This window comes from Peribacillus sp. NPDC097295 (assembly GCF_044761665.1).
GTDB lineage: Bacteria > Bacillota > Bacilli > Bacillales > DSM-1321 > Peribacillus.
The window spans coordinates 60015-75667 of the sequence record NZ_JBIWCW010000015.1; the positions used below are offsets into that span (position 1 = coordinate 60015).

Consider the following 15653-nt stretch of genomic DNA (forward strand, 5'->3'; position numbering starts at 1 on the left):
GCGTTTCTCCAACAAGCGAGTGGGCCTCTCGAAGATCCGAGAGGCCCCACTATTTCACTTATACACTTACATCCACAAACGTAAATCTATCCACATCAAACAATCCTTGATTCGTAAGCTTTAACGAAGGAATAACTGGCAAAGCCAAGAAGGATAATGTCAGTAAAGGTGAGAATTTATCCGTAATGCCAAGGGTTGATAGTGCAATCAGCAATTGGCTGTATTGCTGATTCAATTCTTCTGGTGAGATGGTCGTCATCAATCCTGCCACAGGCAATGATAATGAAGCGATTGTCTCTCCATTACAAGCAATTGAAATACCCCCGCCAATTTTCTCAAGTTCCCTGATTGCCGTATCCATATCTTCATCATTCTTTCCGATGCAGATAATATTGTGCGAATCATGAGCAATGGTTGTAGCAATCGCTCCTTTTTGCAGACGGAAGCCCTTCACAATGCCAACGCCGACACTTCCTGTACCTTTATGTCTTTCGACCACAGCCATTTTCACAAAATCCTCTTCTTCGCTTGGAACAAACAGGCCATTGTCAACCGGTACCTTGTATTGCGCTTTTTTCGTCACGATTGAATTAGGAATGATTTCAATAACCCTAGCTATCTCAGAAGTCAAAGGCAGACGTAAAAGTTCTTTAGAGTAATTTCCCAATATAACGGTATTTTCAAAAGATGCTTCTTTCACTTGCTCTTTTTGTTCTTCGTAGCGGATGCCGTTTAACCAAACAGAATGTATATCAAATTCTTCGATTCCATTTAATAAAATAAAATCAGCATCATAGCCAGGCGCAATGGCCCCTTTTCCTTTTAAATGATAGCATTGAGCAGCATTAAGCGAAGCCATCCTCATTATAGAATAGATATCGATTCCGGCCTTCAAGCATTCACGCACATGATAATCGATGCTTCCCTCTTCCATTAGATCATCGATATGCTTATCATCTGTACAAAACATCAACCGATGCGAAAGCTCTTTCCTGTAGCCGGCTAACAAATCATGAAGATTGCGGGCAGCAGAGCCTTCACGAAGCATCACATACATACCTCTTCTGACACGTTCAATCATTTCCTCTGGTTTTACGCATTCATGATCCGTTGTAATTCCCGCAGTTAAATAGGCATTAATATCTTTTCCACTTAAACTGGCACCATGTCCATCAATCGGAGCATTGTTGATCATGGCACCTGACAGCTTGGCAAGGATATCTTCCTGCCCTGATAATACTGCCGGGAAATCCATCACTTCCGCCAAGCCAAGCACAAGCTCATGATTATAAAGAGGCGCAAGATCCGAAGCCGACAGAGTCGCTCCATTGTCCTCAAAGGAAGTTGCCGGGACACAAGAAGGCAGTTGGTAACGATAATTCAATAGACAGTTTTCACTGTCCTTCAACATCCATTCTATTCCCTTTAACCCTTGGACATTTGCGATTTCATGAGGATCTGTGATAATAGTTGTAATTCCTCGCGGTAAAACAGCCTTCTGAAATTGGGAAGGAGAAAGCATACTAGACTCGATGTGGACGTGTGAATCAATCAAACCCGGAACCATTGTATAAGGCGTGCCATCGATTTCTTCCTTACCATCATACTGGCCAATCCCTACGAACTTACCATTATGAATGGCAACGTCTGCACGCTCCATTTCATCCGTGAATACATTGATTATTTGAACATTTTTAATGACTAGCTCCGGTAAAGTGACATTCCTTGCTGCTAGAATTTGAGATTTGATCTGTTGTGGGGTTTTCATCTTATTCCTCCTCATTGTGTTTGAAAGGAAAAATAAGCAAGGAAGAACCGTATATAAACATAATATAGCTGTTTATTATACAGTCTGTACTTATATATTCCCGTAGACGAACTAATTAAGTGGTTAGTTTGTAGAAACTCCTGGACCATATTTCCAAGATTATACGAGTTGATTTTTATGATATATCGCTTTTATGTGTAAACCTTTTTATGCATTCTAACAACGCCTGAAATGTTAGTCAATGATAATCTTTTACAATTATCTGTTTATCTGTATGTAACTAAATAAATGAAAAAAAGAGGCCTCCCACAAGTTCAGTGAACTCATGAAAAGTAAAAAACCTTGAAAGGCATTTAGCCAATCAAGGTAATAAGATTCATAGAAACAAAAATATCACAATTGTGTTCTACAAAACACTGTATCAATAGAATCGAGCAATAATTTAGGTTCAAACGAACAATCTTTTAAAGTTGAACCTCCATCAATTACACCTAGCATGTTTGAAATAGTATCAATAATGGTTTGTTCAATTATCTTCATTCATGTTATCCAAAACATAAATGTCTCATCAAAAAACGAAAAACACCAGTTACCTAATAGGCAATCAAGCGCTTTACAGTTAGCAACATAAAATACTCCATTAGATTAAAACGGCATCTCGCATGGCAATCTATTATAAACAAAATATCATTATACAAACTCTTGATGCTACATCCATCAAGGGTTGGTGATTATAAGCCATTTCATTTATAATTTCTTTTTATTTATCCATCTTAAAAATCTTCCTCCCATGCTTCTTTTGCATCCAACAACCTTTGTGAAAAAAACTCATAAAAATCTTTTGCTGTATAGTAGTCATCAAGCCCCCCTGGTCTATTCCACGCTATTACCGGGCACTCGTTATTCTCCATCTCACTGATATATAGACAATAAGCATATTCTCCAGCATCTTCAATAACTACTAAATCTTTGTCCATTCCTAAATCTCTATATCTCTTTGTATTAACAACAACAGTAGCTCTATTAGAATTAGCCACCCCTAAAATATTAACTCCATATAACCCACCAGAACCATATGTAGTTAAAAACCACTTATAACTTTCTGGTAGTTCCACCCCTAGCACATTTTGGATAGAAATAATTTGACTTTCATCTACTCCACCTGTAAAGTCATCTGATTCCTTATTTTCATTAATAAAGTGTAATAATTCCTCTTTATTCAATCAAGGTTCCTCCTTTACAAATCACTTTTATCTATTTGTTTAGCTCGCCATCTCCAATATTTACTTCTAAAGTTATCATATTGCTTTTTTAATACAGGGTCATTTCTAAAGCTCCCGCCATTCTCCACCAACCCATGCAAAATTTTATTATATTCATCATGCATACTTGCAGGAATTTCTACCATTGATCCTGGCTCTCTTTGGATTAAATGATGAAGTTCTATAATCGTTCCATCTTTCCAAATCGGTGCTCTTCCTTTTTTCATTAATTGAAAATTTGTCATTCCAGATTCAGGATCGATTCTCTTATAATCGATATCAATTCTTTGAAAAACCCGTCTGCTAATATCTCTTTCTTCTCTATTAACCTTTGTTGCCCCAGTATATTCCACAGCTTTATAGTTTTTATACTTTTTACCCGTACCCTTACCATTAATTTCAGTTTCTACTCTCGCCATTGAGATTAGCTGTTCTTTTAACCCCGCACTATTTACTGCATTATAAGGGACGCCTCCAGCCATTACTAGTTGGTTTCTAGGATTGTATGGCAAAAGATTAGCAATAGAACCAGGTAATTCTTTCGCCTTCACAGTTCCTTTCACTGCAGCCGTTTTGGTGGTTGCTACCCCGGTTTTAGTGACAGTTCCCGCGCCTTTAGTTCCTACTACTGAGGTTGCCACTGTTCCTATTGCATAGGAGACCCAGTGAGCCCGTGAATAAGTATCACCATTTACCATGTCACGTTCGTAGGAGTCTTTGATAGATTTGGAAATATATTCATAGGTATGAACAGGGTGGACGATAGAATTGGCCATTCCTTTAAGGCTCTCTCCTGGATTTGTGACAAAATTCCACGTTCCGACTACAAAGTCTTTTCCTGCATCGTAAAGGCCTACTCCCACTCCTTTTGCAATCTCTGTCGTTTGTCTATTTGTCTCTAATTGTATAGCATATTGCTGTTGATTAGGTTCTAAATTTTCATACCCAATCTTATTAGCTATTTTGAGGAACTTATCTGGATCTGTAACGGAATCAAGCTGTGCTTTCAAGTCTTTCATCAGACGTTTTTCTGCTTCCTCTTTCTTCACTTTCAGATATTCTTCATTCTCTTTTTTTCTTACTTCGACATTTTTAAAAACTTCGCTATTTTTTAAGAGGATGAATTAAAATATAAAGGAGATGTCTCCCCACCCCTTGTACTAGATTCCTTCAACTGTTGCATGAGGGAAACTATACAATCCAGATCCTCTTCGGATTCAGCATATTCTGTGGTCCATTTATGGTCTAGTTTATGAACCTTATTGATCGTTTTAGTCCTTCCCTTTTCTGCCTTCTCCATATTTTCTAAAAAACCTTCATCGGAAAAGGGCTCTAATTGGATGATATCATGAATCCCTTCCAAGATTTTTTTCAAGTCCATTTTCTGAGCGCGGACCATTTCCTTAGCATTATGATTAGCCGTTACTAACTCTTCTTCTAAAAAAGGGACTGTAACAATACTTTCATCAAGGTCGGCCTCGATAATATCTCCTGGAATGCTACTAAAAAAGGCGATGTGACGGTCAATCAAACCTATCCATGCATTTACTACATCCACTTGCGCTTTATAAAAACCCTTAATGGCAGACGCACCTTGGCCCTGAAATTCGTCATCCAGGTTCACGATACCATTAAATTCTTTCTTTAAACCCGTGAGTTGTTCTTTTAAATCCTTGTATTGCTCAACACGTAATTCCATTGCATTCACAAGTGTTTTAGATTCAAAAATCAATGACATAATTTAGATCCTTTCAATAATCCTTTGTAAAATAATGGTTATGTAATATTTTAGGATATTTCCTACTTTTTTCAATGAGTGATTGCTTAGAACATGCCCATGGTTACTAATTACAATTGAGCTTCTAACGAATAATAAGCCCTAACGCTAGCTATAGTCCCTCCTAAGGAGTTTCGTATTAAACGTCCCAGCTTTATTCCCTTTATCCCGAACATCATTAAATACGATTTCGCCTGCATAGATGTATGACCTATAAATTCACCACTTCTTGATTAATACAATAATCTATAAATTGTTCTAGCAACATTTTGAAATTTTTAATACTTGCTTCTGTATTATTTTTGAATTGCCTATCTTCTAAGAAATCTTGGCACGCAAATTTTAACCACAAAAAAGACTACCTCCCCTTTTTAGAGGAAGTAGTCTATATTTTACTTATTATTAGTTAGCGTAACTGCTTCTCATTCGGACGAAAAATGGGGTTAACCAGTTCTCAAAAATGAGTTATTACATCATGCCGCCCATTCCGCCCATGTCAGGCATTCCCATGCCGCCAGCAGCGCCAGCAGGTTCTGGTTTGTCAGCAACGACTGCTTCTGTTGTTAAGAACATAGCCGCAACAGATCCAGCGTTTTGTAGAGCTGAACGAGTTACTTTAGTAGGATCGACGATACCCGCTTCGATCATGTTCACCCATTCTCCAGTAGCGGCATTGAAGCCAGTACCGATTGCTTCGCCTTTAAGGCGTTCTACGATTACAGATCCTTCAAGTCCAGCATTGTGAGCGATTTGACGGATTGGCTCTTCGATTGCACGAAGAACGATTTTCACGCCTGTTGCTACGTCGCCTTCTGCTTCGATTTCTGCCACTTTATTGTATACGTTTAGAAGAGCTGTACCACCACCGGCTACGATACCTTCTTCAACAGCAGCGCGAGTAGAGTTCAATGCATCTTCAATACGAAGTTTGCGTTCTTTTAATTCTGTTTCAGTAGCTGCTCCGACTTTGATCACGGCTACACCACCAGCTAATTTAGCAAGGCGTTCTTGTAGTTTTTCGCGGTCGAATTCAGAAGAAGTTTCTTCTAATTGAACACGGATTTGGTTTACACGAGCTTGAATTTGAGCTGTGTCTCCAGCACCTTCAACGATTGTTGTGTTCTCTTTTGTAACAACGACTTTAGAAGCGCGTCCTAAAGAATCGATTGTTGCAGATTTAAGGTCTAGGCCGATTTCTTCTGTGATCAGTTCGCCGCCTGTAAGAGCTGCGATGTCTTCAAGCATGGCTTTACGACGGTCACCGAAACCTGGAGCTTTAACTGCCACTGCATTGAATGTTCCACGAAGTTTGTTCACAACAAGAGTTGCTAGCGCTTCGCCTTCAACGTCTTCAGAAATCAACAATAGTGGTTTTCCTTGTTGTACAACTTGCTCAAGTACAGGAAGGATTTCTTGAAGGTTCGTGATTTTCTTATCAGTGATCAAGATGTATGGATTTTCAAGAATGGCTTCCATTTTATCTGAATCAGTAACCATGTAAGGAGACGCATATCCGCGGTCGAATTGCATACCTTCTACAACGTCCAATTCAGTTGTGAAACCTTTAGATTCTTCGATTGTGATAACGCCGTCGTTACCCACGCGTTCCATAGCTTCTGCAATCAATTGACCCACTTCTTCATCAGCAGAAGAGATAGCGGCAACTTGTGCAATCGATTCTTTGTTTTCAACAGGTTGAGAAATGGCTTTTAATTCTGCAATCGCAGTATTAACCGCTTTTTCCATCCCTTTACGGATACCCATTGGGTTCGCACCAGCTGTTACGTTCTTAAGACCTTCACGGATCATTGCTTGCGCAAGAACCGTTGCAGTAGTCGTTCCGTCACCAGCTACGTCATTCGTTTTGCTTGCTACTTCAGCAACCAATTTCGCACCCATGTTTTCGAAAGCATCTTCTAATTCGATTTCTTTAGCGATTGTTACACCGTCATTGGTAATAAGCGGTGAACCGAATTTTTTCTCAAGAACCACGTTACGTCCTTTTGGTCCAAGCGTTACTTTTACTGCATCTGCAAGAGCGTCAACACCACGTAGCATTGAACGGCGAGCTTCTTCACTAAATTTAATTTCTTTAGCCATGTATAAGTACCTCCCTAATCATTTTAAGAAAAATTTTCGTTCAGTTAAGTATGATGTATAATTAGCCAATTACAGCTAAGATATCGCTTTCACGTAAGATTAAGTATTCATTATTTTCGTATTTAACTTCAGTACCAGCATATTTTGAGAAGATAATTAGATCGCCTTGGGCAACCTCTAAAGCAACACGTTCGCCATTTTCAAGAACACGGCCCGTACCAACCGCTACGACTTTACCTTCTTGTGGCTTTTCTTTTGCAGTATCAGGAAGAACAATACCGCTTGCCGTTTTTTCTTCAGATTGAACTAATTCAATAATAACGCGATCACCTAATGGTTTTAACAAGTGAAACAACCTCCTCATTTTCTCTTAATCAATTGCCTGATTTATTAGCACTCATCAACACCGAGTGCTAACACATTTATAATATTAAATAAATTGAGCCCTTTTTGCAAGTATCTTGTTGAATTTTTTTTATTAATTTTTGATAAATTATGGGTATACTACTTCAGTATAATGAATCTTTTTGCGTTTTTTTAAAACGGCCCCATTTTGCATACCTATAAGTGGTATTACGGTCCATTTTTTGATACCTTTTAAGTATACGTTTATAGAATGTCCCCATGTCAGGACTCTAAAATTAATGGCGGACATAGTAAAAGGAGTTTTCGTTTTTGAAAAAAGAATATTGGTTCGTCATCATCACTTACATAGCCATGCAATTATCCAGTGTAGTCGGAAAGCCGATTTTCATGGTGATCGGATCATCAATGGGGATACCGAATGATGAACTCGAGGTTAAAGCGATCGCTTACTGGATTGTCTTCAGTTTTCTTGCAGCCCTACTGGTGATTCTATTTTTATTGAGAAAAGATATAAAGGAGAATATAGACCTTAAACAGGCGTCGATTCCCACATCCATCCTCTGGGCAATCGCAGGTGTTTTCCTGGCCTTTTTCGCTCAAAGTATCGCTGCGAACATTGAAACGATGCTTGGGGTGAAGGGTGAATCCGAGAATACACAAAATCTCGTTTCACTCATTTCTAAAGTGCCGATGGTCATTTTCGTAACGTCTGTAATTGGCCCTATTTTGGAAGAGATTATCTTCAGGAAAATTATTTTCGGTTCACTTTATAAACGCTTTAATTTCTTCATTTCGGCTTTACTCAGCTCGGTTATTTTCGGCTTGGCGCATGGTGAACTCGAACACCTTCTTTTATATGCAGCCATGGGCTTCACCTTTGCCTTCTTATATGCAAAAACGGGTCGTATTCTCGTGTCCATAGCCGCACATGTTGCTATGAACACTCTTGTTATCATCCTTCAGGTGGCATATAGAGAAGACATCGAGAAATTGTCAGGTACCGCTCAAGCCATTATCGGAGGTTTATTATGAAACGGCAGTCACCATTATTCATCGGTATCATATACGCTGGCTTAGGCATTCTTTTTACGACCATTGCCATCCAGACGGTCAATTCATCAGGATGGGGATTTTTCGCCTATATCCTTGTATTGATTGCAACCCTTGACTTAGGATCGGGGTTACGCATGATTTTAATCCACTTTAAAATTAAGTCCATACAAAAGAATAATAAAAAGTAAAAACACGCTGCGTTTTCGCAGCGTGTTTTTTATTCTTCTAGAACAGCTTCTTCCACTACTGGGTAGTGCTTTAAAAAATAAATCAATGATTGAAGTTCTACCGCCAGATCAATATGATGGACCCTTATCGATGGGGGTACAGTCAGACGGGCTGGGGTGAAGTTCAATATTCCTTTAATATCGGCTTTAATCAAACGATCGGTAATCGTCTGCGCCTCTTGGGCAGGCACTGTCAAAATGGCTACAGTGATATTATTTTCCTGCAAAAGCGTGTCTATTTGGTTCATATGGTGAATCGGCACATCAGCAATACTCTTTCCGACTTTATCTTCAGAAACTTCAAATGCCATTTCTATTTTTGTATTATTGTTTTTAATGAAATTATAATTTAAAAATGCAGTTCCTAAATTTCCTACCCCAATCAAGGCTACTTTAGTCAGCTCGTCTTGATCTAATGTTTTTCTAAAGAAAGACAATAAATAATTGACATTATAGCCATAGCCTTTCTTTCCAAGCGCTCCAAAATAGGAAAAATCACGGCGGATTGTTGCTGAATCTACTTTTACAGCTTCGCTTAGCTCTGCTGAGGAGACTCTTTGTTTACCTGAAGAATGTAAGTTTTTTAAAAATCGATAATACAAGGGTAACCTTTTAGCCGTCGCCTGCGGTATCTTTGGGTCATGGTTCATTGTTCTTCCCCGCCTTTATACATGCTTTAAAACTTTTACATTTGGTTTAGCTGCCTCTTGTAATCACTACTAGACACTCCACCTGTTTTCTCCACTAAAAATGTAGGTCCGATTACCATTCCTTTATCCAGTGCCTTACACATGTCATAAACCGTTAAAGCGGTTGCAGATGCTGCTGTTAACGCTTCCATTTCGACACCTGTACTACCCTTCGTCTTAACCTGTGTTTCAATTTTCAGCCTATAACCTTGTTCTTCTTTTTCCCAATCAAAGGCGATATTGACACCTTGCAGGGAAATAGGGTGACACATCGGAATGATGTTGGATGTATTTTTACTGGCCATGATGCCAGCAACCTGTGCAACCGCCAATACATCCCCTTTTTTCATTTCTTGATTCGTTATTTTACCATATATTTCTTCGTTCAATAAGATGCTGGATTGAGCTGTCGCCGTCCGGATTGTCTCTGGCTTCGTGCTCACATCAACCATTTTGGCTCTGCCTTGCTCATTAAAATGCGTTAAATCGCTCATAAAATTACCCCTCCTAAATCATACACTATTATCCTACATTATGTAACAGCATGTTTTTCACCTTTAAAACCAAAGCTGTTGCCGTTAAATACTATAATACGTTACACTAACAATAATCAATTGAGGTGAAATCCATGATTCTATTACAAATCAATCAACTATCGAAATATTATGGTGCTGAGCTAATCTTATCAAATATGAAGCTTGAAGTTCAAAATAAAGATCGAATTGCCTTAGTCGGCCGAAACGGAGCCGGAAAGTCGACCTTGCTAAAAATTATAGCCGGTCAGATTTCGCACGATGGCGGTGAGATCATCAAGCCAAAAGACGTTACCATCGGTTATATGGCCCAGGATACTGGATTGGAATCGGAACTTTCCATCTGGGATGAAATGCTGACCGTATACGAAAAACTGATGGGTCAAGAAAAAGAGCTACGGCGGCTAGAGTCTGCCATGGCCGATCCGGCAACATTTGAAAATGAACAGCGGTACCAAAAAGTGCTGAGTGAATATGACGCCCTACAGGTCACCTTTAAAGAACAGGGCGGGTATCAATATGAAGCGGATATCCGCTCCGTATTACATGGTCTTCAATTTGGGGACTTTGATCACTCTACCTTGATTTCCACGCTGAGTGGCGGCCAAAAAACACGCCTTGCCTTAGGGAAGTTACTTTTAAAGAAACCGGATATATTAATACTCGATGAGCCTACGAACCATCTGGATATAGAGACGCTCTCTTGGCTTGAACAATATTTGCAAAGCTATCAGGGTGCTGTTCTTATTGTATCCCATGATCGCTATTTTCTTGATAAAGTTGTCAATCAGGTATATGAAATCTCACGGAATAACATGAAAAAGTACTATGGCAATTACAGCTCCTACCTGGAAAGGAGAGCTGAGGACTACGAACGGGAAATGAAGCAATTCGAAAAGCAGCAAGGAGAAATAGAAAAACTGCGTGACTTCGTGCAACGAAACATCACGAGAGCATCGACAACCAAAAGAGCGCAGAGCCGTCGTAAACAGCTGGAAAAAATGGACGTATTGGACAAGCCTCAGGGTGATGAAAAATCCGCCAACTTTTCCTTCCAAATAGAAAAACAAAGTGGCAATGAAGTGCTTCACCTTCAGAACTTAGCCATCGGTTATAATGAAGAAACAGTATCCCAGAATATTAACTCGCGGATGACTAAAGGGGAAAGTATTGCCCTCGTCGGACCGAACGGTGTCGGTAAATCGACATTATTGAAAACGATCATCTCGAAGCTTCCTGCAATTGCTGGGGAATTCCGCTTTGGAACTAATGTGGAGGTCAGTTATTACGATCAAGAGCAGGCCAATCTCATTTCCAATAAACGTGTGCTGAATGAATTGTGGGACGATTATCCGACTAAGCCTGAGAAAGACATCCGCACAGTACTCGGCAATTTTCTCTTTAGCGGGGATGATGTCTTAAAAACCGTTTCTACCCTAAGCGGTGGAGAAAAAGCCCGTCTAGCTTTAGCAAAAATGATGATGGAAAAAGGAAACTTTTTGATTCTCGATGAACCGACAAACCACTTAGACTTAGAGAGTAAGCTGGTCCTTGAAAACGCTTTGATTGATTATCCTGGAACTATCCTTTTTGTCTCTCATGACCGGTATTTCATCAATCGGATTGCCACAAAGGTTATAGAGCTTTCGAAAGACGGAAACGAAGAGTTCCTCGGTGATTATGATTACTATGTAGAGAAAAAACAAGAACAAGCTGAAATTGAAGCTCTAGAACAACAAGGTAAGACAAAAACCGTTGAAATAAACGTTGAAAAAACGAATTATAAAATAGACAAAGAATCTAAAAAAGCAGAACGCCAGCGAAAACGCCGTATCGAGGAAATCGAATCAGCCATGGAACGGTTAGAAGAGGAAATTACCGAATATAATGACCTTCTATGTGACCCGGCTGTTTTTCAAGATCACGAAAAAGTGTTGGACATACAGACAAAGCTGGATAAAGCAAAGGAAACACTTGATCAGTACTTAGAAGAATGGGCAGAATTAGAAGAATAAGATGCAAGACTGGGTCATTTTTGACTCAGTCTTTTATTATGAAAAATCCAACTTAGTTATCCACAGACCTATACACATTTCAAGCTTTACTACATCAACATTATTGTAGTTTACCCACATTATCCACAAAACATTATCCACTTATCCACATATTTACTATTTATACACAGGTATTTTGAATAGTAAAAAAACTTTATCCACAATATCTGTTAATTTATATAAAAATAAAAACAAGATACCAAGTTCGGTATCTTGCCTTCATTAGAAAACTTCTATATCCAATCCAGGGTTTCCGTTCAAATCTAGCCCTGATCGTTTCCCTTTTTCGAACATGATGCTTCCAGCAGCACCGATCATCGCTGCATTATCCGTACAAAGGTGTAACGGAGGAATGATAAGCTCCGTAGATAAGTCTGCAAAAGCATCCGTTAGAGCTTCTCGTAGCCCTTTATTAGCCGCGACTCCTCCAGCAAGCAACACTTGTTTCACTTCGAATTCCTTAGCAGCTTTTACGGCCTTCGTCACCAGAACCTCAATAACACTTGCTTGGAAACTTGCAGCTAAATCCTGAGGCTCAATATTTTCGCCACGTTGTTCTGCATTATGCAACGTATTAATGACAGCCGATTTCAAGCCACTGAAAGAAAAGTCATAGCTTCCTTCTTCTAGCCAAGCTCTTGGCAGTTTCAAGGATGGCGTCCCCTCTTGGGCAAGCCTATCGATATGAGGGCCTCCAGGATACGGAAGACCAAGGGTTCTTGCTACTTTATCATATGCCTCACCTGCCGCATCATCTCTTGTCTCCCCAATTACTTGAAAGGAACCAGGCTCAGTTAACAGCACCAATTCGGTATGTCCTCCCGATACGACTAAAGAAAGGGCAGGATACTGTATTTCTTGTACCAGTCTATTCGCGTAAATATGACCGGCAATATGGTGCGTTCCAACGAGTGGTATACCATGAGCGAAAGCGACAGCCTTGGCCGCATTAACGCCTATTAACAAGGCTCCCACTAGCCCAGGGCCTTCCGTGACAGCAATAGCGTCCAAATCCTCATATGACACACCAGCCTGAAGCAAAGCCTCTTCCAGTACGATAGTGATCTGCTCTACATGGTGACGGGACGCAATTTCGGGAACGACTCCACCAAATCGTTTATGGCTTTCTATTTGTGAAGCCACAACATTACTTAGTATCTCTGTCCCATTTTTAATGACGGCTGCAGCAGTCTCATCGCAGCTCGTTTCAATACCCAATATCAATTGATCTTTTTTCATCTTAAATTCACCCACATAACATAAGCATCTTCTTGATTGTCTGTATAATATCTTTTACGTATTCCGCCCTTTTGAAAACCGAGTTTCTCATAAAGGGAAATGGCTACAGCATTACTGACACGAACTTCTAGCGTCATCCGCACCACTCCCATACTGATCGAGATTTCTATCATTTTTCTTAGGAGGGCTTCGCCAAGCTTTTGCCCCCGGTATTCGGGTAAAATGGCAATGTTGGTAATATGCGATTCATCAATGACAACCCAGGCTCCGCAATAACCAGCAATTTTCCCATCATCCTCAATGACCAAATAAACAGCATATTCGTTATGATTCAATTCATTAAAGAAAGCTTCCCGGGTCCAAGGCAAAGTAAAAGACTGTTTTTCAACGTTCAACACTTGTTCGATATCTTCCGTTTTCATCATCCGAAACGTCATGGTTTTGCTCATAATCATCGGTCGCTTTCCTATTATTTTATTTACCTTGCTGTTCAAGCCACTTGGCTTCAGCCTCGGCCATACGAATATAGTTAGGTACAAAGTGGTGTATATCGACTTCATCCTTATTCAATCCGATAAAAGCAAGTTCGCTTGGTCTCGCGTTATACATTTGCACAGGAGCAAAAACAGCTAAATCCCCTAGTACTTCTGCGATTGTCTCACGATGAATATCAACATCCTGACCAACAAACAATACGGGCCGGTTGCTTTCCTTTAACTTCATCGCCCACTCAGAAGATAACATGTTGCAATCTTCCATGACCGTTGTTAAGTTTTCCTCATCAAATTCATATAACCCTGTATATACTTGGCCTCGTCTAGCATCAAATAATGGCGAAATCAAACCGTCAAAATAACGTCCATTCGCTGCTAAAACTTCTAAACTAGATACAGCCGATAATGGGATTTTAAGTGTCCAAGCCAATGTCTTTGCAATCGTTACGCCAATTCTAACTCCTGTATAAGATCCAGGACCTTCGGCGACAACAATTTTATTCAATTCCTTCGGGGTTGTATCACAGTCCCTTAATAATGACTCAATTGCAGGCATCACTCGAACGGAGTGGTTCTTCTTTAAATTCGTAGTGTACTCCCCAATTACTTGGGTTCCATTTATTAAAGCAACCCCTAAGGTAAAGTTCGATGTATCTATAGCTAAAACCTTCATTAAATAATCTCCTTACATAACATAACATACCGTTCGCCTCGTGCTTCCAAAACAAATCGGCGGCTTGTATCTCCAAGACGATAAATATTAATGGTTAGAAGATCTTCCGGGAGTTGGTCTTTTATTAAATGAGCCCATTCCACAACCGTCACTCCATCGCCATCAAAATATTCATCAAAACCTAAATCCTCTTCGGACTCTCCTACCCGATATACATCCATATGATACAGGGGTATGCGACCACTGTATTCCTTTATTATCGTAAAAGTAGGGCTGTTCACCGTACGTGAGACTCCCAGCCCCTTAGCAAGGCCCTTTGTAAATGCCGTTTTTCCGGCCCCTAAATCGCCTTCTAAAGCAAGCACATCTCCACTGCAAAGCCTTTTAGCCAATTTCTGTGCAAAATGCGCTGTCTCTTCCTCATTTTGAGAAGTCCATTCGAAATGTTGCATATATCAGTCACCTTTATCATTCTTATAAGATAGTGCAAGCAAGTTAAAAGAATATCCTATAATATAATTCCATTTAATTTGATTCTAAAAAAACGATTCTATATGTAGTGTACCTTTTTTCAAAAGAAGAAACAAATAAGTTATGGATATTATAAGATGAAATTCAGGTAAAACAAAAAAAACGAAACATTAGTTTCGTTTTTTTTCATGATTGCGGGGACAGGATTTGAACCTGCGACCTTCGGGTTATGAGCCCGACGAGCTACCGGACTGCTCCACCCCGCGACGGTATAAATGATACATTATAAAAAGTATAGCTTGGCGGCGTCCTACTCTCACAGGGGGAAACCCCCAACTACCATTGGCGCTGAAGAGCTTAACTGCCGTGTTCGGAATGGGAACGGGTGTGACCTCTTCGCTATCGCCACCAAACATTATTACTTTTCTTTAAGACTTATATTACTATACACGACTTTATAAGAAAAAGCAAGTTTTTTTATAAAGTTGATGAATATCTATCCATTAGTATGCCTTAGTTATTGAAAGATATACAACTGGATTTAATAAAAAAAACGAAACATCGTTTCGTTTTTCATGATTGCGGGGACAGGATTTGAACCTGCGACCTTCGGGTTATGAGCCCGACGAGCTACCGGACTGCTCCACCCCGCGACGGTATAAATGGTACATTATAAAAGGTATAGCTTGGCGGCGTCCTACTCTCACAGGGGGAAACCCCCAACTACCATCGGCGCTGAAGAGCTTAACTGCCGTGTTCGGAATGGGAACGGGTGTGACCTCTTCGCTATCGCCACCAAACATATCAGGAACGTTGTTCCTTCAAAACTAGATAATACCAGAAGGTGTTCATTTTTCAAAAAGCGTTGGTTAAGTCCTCGATCTATTAGTATCAGTCAGCTCCACATGTCGCCACGCTTCCACCTCTGACCTATCAACCTGATCATC

15 protein-coding genes, 2 tRNA genes, 2 rRNA genes and 1 riboswitch are annotated in these 15653 nt (G+C 39.9%); of the genes, 3 read left to right on the plus strand and 16 right to left on the minus strand.

Annotated elements, in window-relative coordinates; translation table 11 throughout:
- Positions 1–58: 58 nt before the first annotated feature.
- The 6 genes from ade to groES form a co-directional block, all read right to left on the minus strand.
- The gene (gene ade, locus ACIQXN_RS17795; RefSeq protein ID WP_402969618.1) at positions 59–1768 is read right to left on the minus strand and encodes an adenine deaminase; all 1710 of its coding nucleotides are present in this window, start codon (positions 1766–1768) and stop codon (positions 59–61) included.
- An 83-nt stretch (positions 1769–1851) separates the two neighbouring features.
- Positions 1852–1955: riboswitch (purine riboswitch) on the minus strand.
- A gap of 586 nt (positions 1956–2541) precedes the next feature.
- Entirely contained in the window at positions 2542–2991 is a 450-nt protein-coding gene (locus ACIQXN_RS17800) for an SMI1/KNR4 family protein (protein ID WP_402969621.1), read from the minus strand.
- A gap of 14 nt (positions 2992–3005) precedes the next feature.
- On the minus strand, positions 3006–4079 hold the full coding sequence (locus ACIQXN_RS17805) for an HNH/ENDO VII family nuclease (protein WP_402969624.1): 1074 nt from the start codon (positions 4077–4079) through the stop codon (positions 3006–3008).
- Between the two features lie 62 nt (positions 4080–4141).
- Positions 4142–4768, minus strand: coding sequence for a T7SS effector LXG polymorphic toxin (locus ACIQXN_RS17810; RefSeq protein WP_402969626.1), 627 nt, complete (start codon positions 4766–4768; stop codon positions 4142–4144).
- 507 nt (positions 4769–5275) lie between these two features.
- Positions 5276–6907 carry a chaperonin GroEL gene (gene groL, locus ACIQXN_RS17815; RefSeq protein WP_402969629.1) on the minus strand — a complete coding sequence of 544 codons (1632 nt, stop codon included), beginning with the start codon at positions 6905–6907 and terminating at the stop codon, positions 5276–5278.
- 61 nt (positions 6908–6968) lie between these two features.
- Positions 6969–7253, minus strand: a complete 285-nt coding sequence (gene groES, locus ACIQXN_RS17820; RefSeq protein ID WP_402969632.1) for a co-chaperone GroES — start codon at positions 7251–7253, stop codon at positions 6969–6971.
- A 329-nt stretch (positions 7254–7582) separates the two neighbouring features.
- Between groES and ACIQXN_RS17825 the strand changes: the two genes are divergently transcribed.
- Together ACIQXN_RS17825 and ACIQXN_RS17830 are read left to right on the plus strand one after the other, a co-directional pair.
- The gene (locus ACIQXN_RS17825; protein ID WP_402969635.1) at positions 7583–8305 is read left to right on the plus strand and encodes a CPBP family intramembrane glutamic endopeptidase; all 723 of its coding nucleotides are present in this window, start codon (positions 7583–7585) and stop codon (positions 8303–8305) included.
- Entirely contained in the window at positions 8302–8514 is a 213-nt protein-coding gene (locus ACIQXN_RS17830; protein WP_402969638.1) for a YdiK family protein, read from the plus strand. Before ACIQXN_RS17825 ends, ACIQXN_RS17830 begins: the two co-directional genes overlap by 4 nt.
- A 29-nt stretch (positions 8515–8543) precedes the next feature.
- Here ACIQXN_RS17830 and ACIQXN_RS17835 read toward each other — a convergent pair whose 3' ends face one another.
- On the minus strand, positions 8544–9203 hold the full coding sequence (locus tag ACIQXN_RS17835; RefSeq protein ID WP_402969641.1) for a redox-sensing transcriptional repressor Rex: 660 nt from the start codon (positions 9201–9203) through the stop codon (positions 8544–8546).
- A gap of 35 nt (positions 9204–9238) precedes the next feature.
- Positions 9239–9736 carry a cyclic pyranopterin monophosphate synthase MoaC gene (gene moaC, locus ACIQXN_RS17840; RefSeq protein WP_402969644.1) on the minus strand — a complete coding sequence of 166 codons (498 nt, stop codon included), beginning with the start codon at positions 9734–9736 and terminating at the stop codon, positions 9239–9241.
- Positions 9737–9870: 134 nt separating this feature from the next.
- Between moaC and ACIQXN_RS17845 the strand changes: the two genes are divergently transcribed.
- Positions 9871–11790, plus strand: a complete 1920-nt coding sequence (locus ACIQXN_RS17845) for an ABC-F family ATP-binding cassette domain-containing protein (protein WP_402969647.1) — start codon at positions 9871–9873, stop codon at positions 11788–11790.
- A gap of 261 nt (positions 11791–12051) precedes the next feature.
- On the opposite strand, the gene tsaD is transcribed toward ACIQXN_RS17845, so the two are convergent.
- From tsaD to rrf (ACIQXN_RS17885), 8 genes are all read right to left on the minus strand, one after another.
- Positions 12052–13068 (minus strand): tRNA (adenosine(37)-N6)-threonylcarbamoyltransferase complex transferase subunit TsaD, encoded by a 1017-nt coding sequence (gene tsaD, locus ACIQXN_RS17850; RefSeq protein ID WP_402969650.1) that lies wholly within the window; start codon positions 13066–13068, stop codon positions 12052–12054.
- Positions 13065–13517 carry a ribosomal protein S18-alanine N-acetyltransferase gene (rimI, locus tag ACIQXN_RS17855; protein WP_402969674.1) on the minus strand — a complete coding sequence of 151 codons (453 nt, stop codon included), beginning with the start codon at positions 13515–13517 and terminating at the stop codon, positions 13065–13067. The genes tsaD and rimI overlap by 4 nt, the downstream gene beginning before the upstream one ends.
- Before the next feature lie 25 nt (positions 13518–13542).
- Positions 13543–14235 carry a tRNA (adenosine(37)-N6)-threonylcarbamoyltransferase complex dimerization subunit type 1 TsaB gene (tsaB, locus tag ACIQXN_RS17860; RefSeq protein ID WP_402969653.1) on the minus strand — a complete coding sequence of 231 codons (693 nt, stop codon included), beginning with the start codon at positions 14233–14235 and terminating at the stop codon, positions 13543–13545.
- Positions 14235–14687, minus strand: coding sequence for a tRNA (adenosine(37)-N6)-threonylcarbamoyltransferase complex ATPase subunit type 1 TsaE (gene tsaE / locus ACIQXN_RS17865; protein WP_402969656.1), 453 nt, complete (start codon positions 14685–14687; stop codon positions 14235–14237). Before tsaE ends, tsaB begins: the two co-directional genes overlap by 1 nt.
- Positions 14688–14898: 211 nt before the next feature.
- A tRNA-Met gene (locus ACIQXN_RS17870) sits at positions 14899–14972 on the minus strand.
- Between the two features lie 31 nt (positions 14973–15003).
- Positions 15004–15119: ribosomal RNA gene (rrf, locus tag ACIQXN_RS17875) — 5S ribosomal RNA — on the minus strand.
- Between the two features lie 166 nt (positions 15120–15285).
- Positions 15286–15359, minus strand: a tRNA-Met gene (locus ACIQXN_RS17880).
- A 31-nt stretch (positions 15360–15390) separates the two neighbouring features.
- A 5S ribosomal RNA gene (gene rrf, locus ACIQXN_RS17885) occupies positions 15391–15506 on the minus strand.
- Positions 15507–15653: the final 147 nt, after the last annotated feature.

What these genes read in the sequence shown, in the direction of transcription:
- ade (WP_402969618.1), bottom strand. Translation starts at nt 1,768, where the DNA reads ATGAAAACCCCACAACAGATCAAATCTCAAATTCTAGCAGCAAGGAAT.
- ACIQXN_RS17810 (WP_402969626.1), bottom strand. Translation starts at nt 4,768, where the DNA reads ATGTCATTGATTTTTGAATCTAAAACACTTGTGAATGCAATGGAATTA.
- groL (WP_402969629.1), bottom strand. Translation starts at nt 6,907, where the DNA reads ATGGCTAAAGAAATTAAATTTAGTGAAGAAGCTCGCCGTTCAATGCTA.
- ACIQXN_RS17830 (WP_402969638.1), top strand. Translation starts at nt 8,302, where the DNA reads ATGAAACGGCAGTCACCATTATTCATCGGTATCATATACGCTGGCTTA.
- ACIQXN_RS17835 (WP_402969641.1), bottom strand. Translation starts at nt 9,203, where the DNA reads ATGAACCATGACCCAAAGATACCGCAGGCGACGGCTAAAAGGTTACCC.
- moaC (WP_402969644.1), bottom strand. Translation starts at nt 9,736, where the DNA reads ATGAGCGATTTAACGCATTTTAATGAGCAAGGCAGAGCCAAAATGGTT.
- ACIQXN_RS17845 (WP_402969647.1), top strand. Translation starts at nt 9,871, where the DNA reads ATGATTCTATTACAAATCAATCAACTATCGAAATATTATGGTGCTGAG.
- tsaD (WP_402969650.1), bottom strand. Translation starts at nt 13,068, where the DNA reads ATGAAAAAAGATCAATTGATATTGGGTATTGAAACGAGCTGCGATGAG.
- rimI (WP_402969674.1), bottom strand. Translation starts at nt 13,517, where the DNA reads ATGAGCAAAACCATGACGTTTCGGATGATGAAAACGGAAGATATCGAA.
- tsaB (WP_402969653.1), bottom strand. Translation starts at nt 14,235, where the DNA reads ATGAAGGTTTTAGCTATAGATACATCGAACTTTACCTTAGGGGTTGCT.
- tsaE (WP_402969656.1), bottom strand. Translation starts at nt 14,687, where the DNA reads ATGCAACATTTCGAATGGACTTCTCAAAATGAGGAAGAGACAGCGCAT.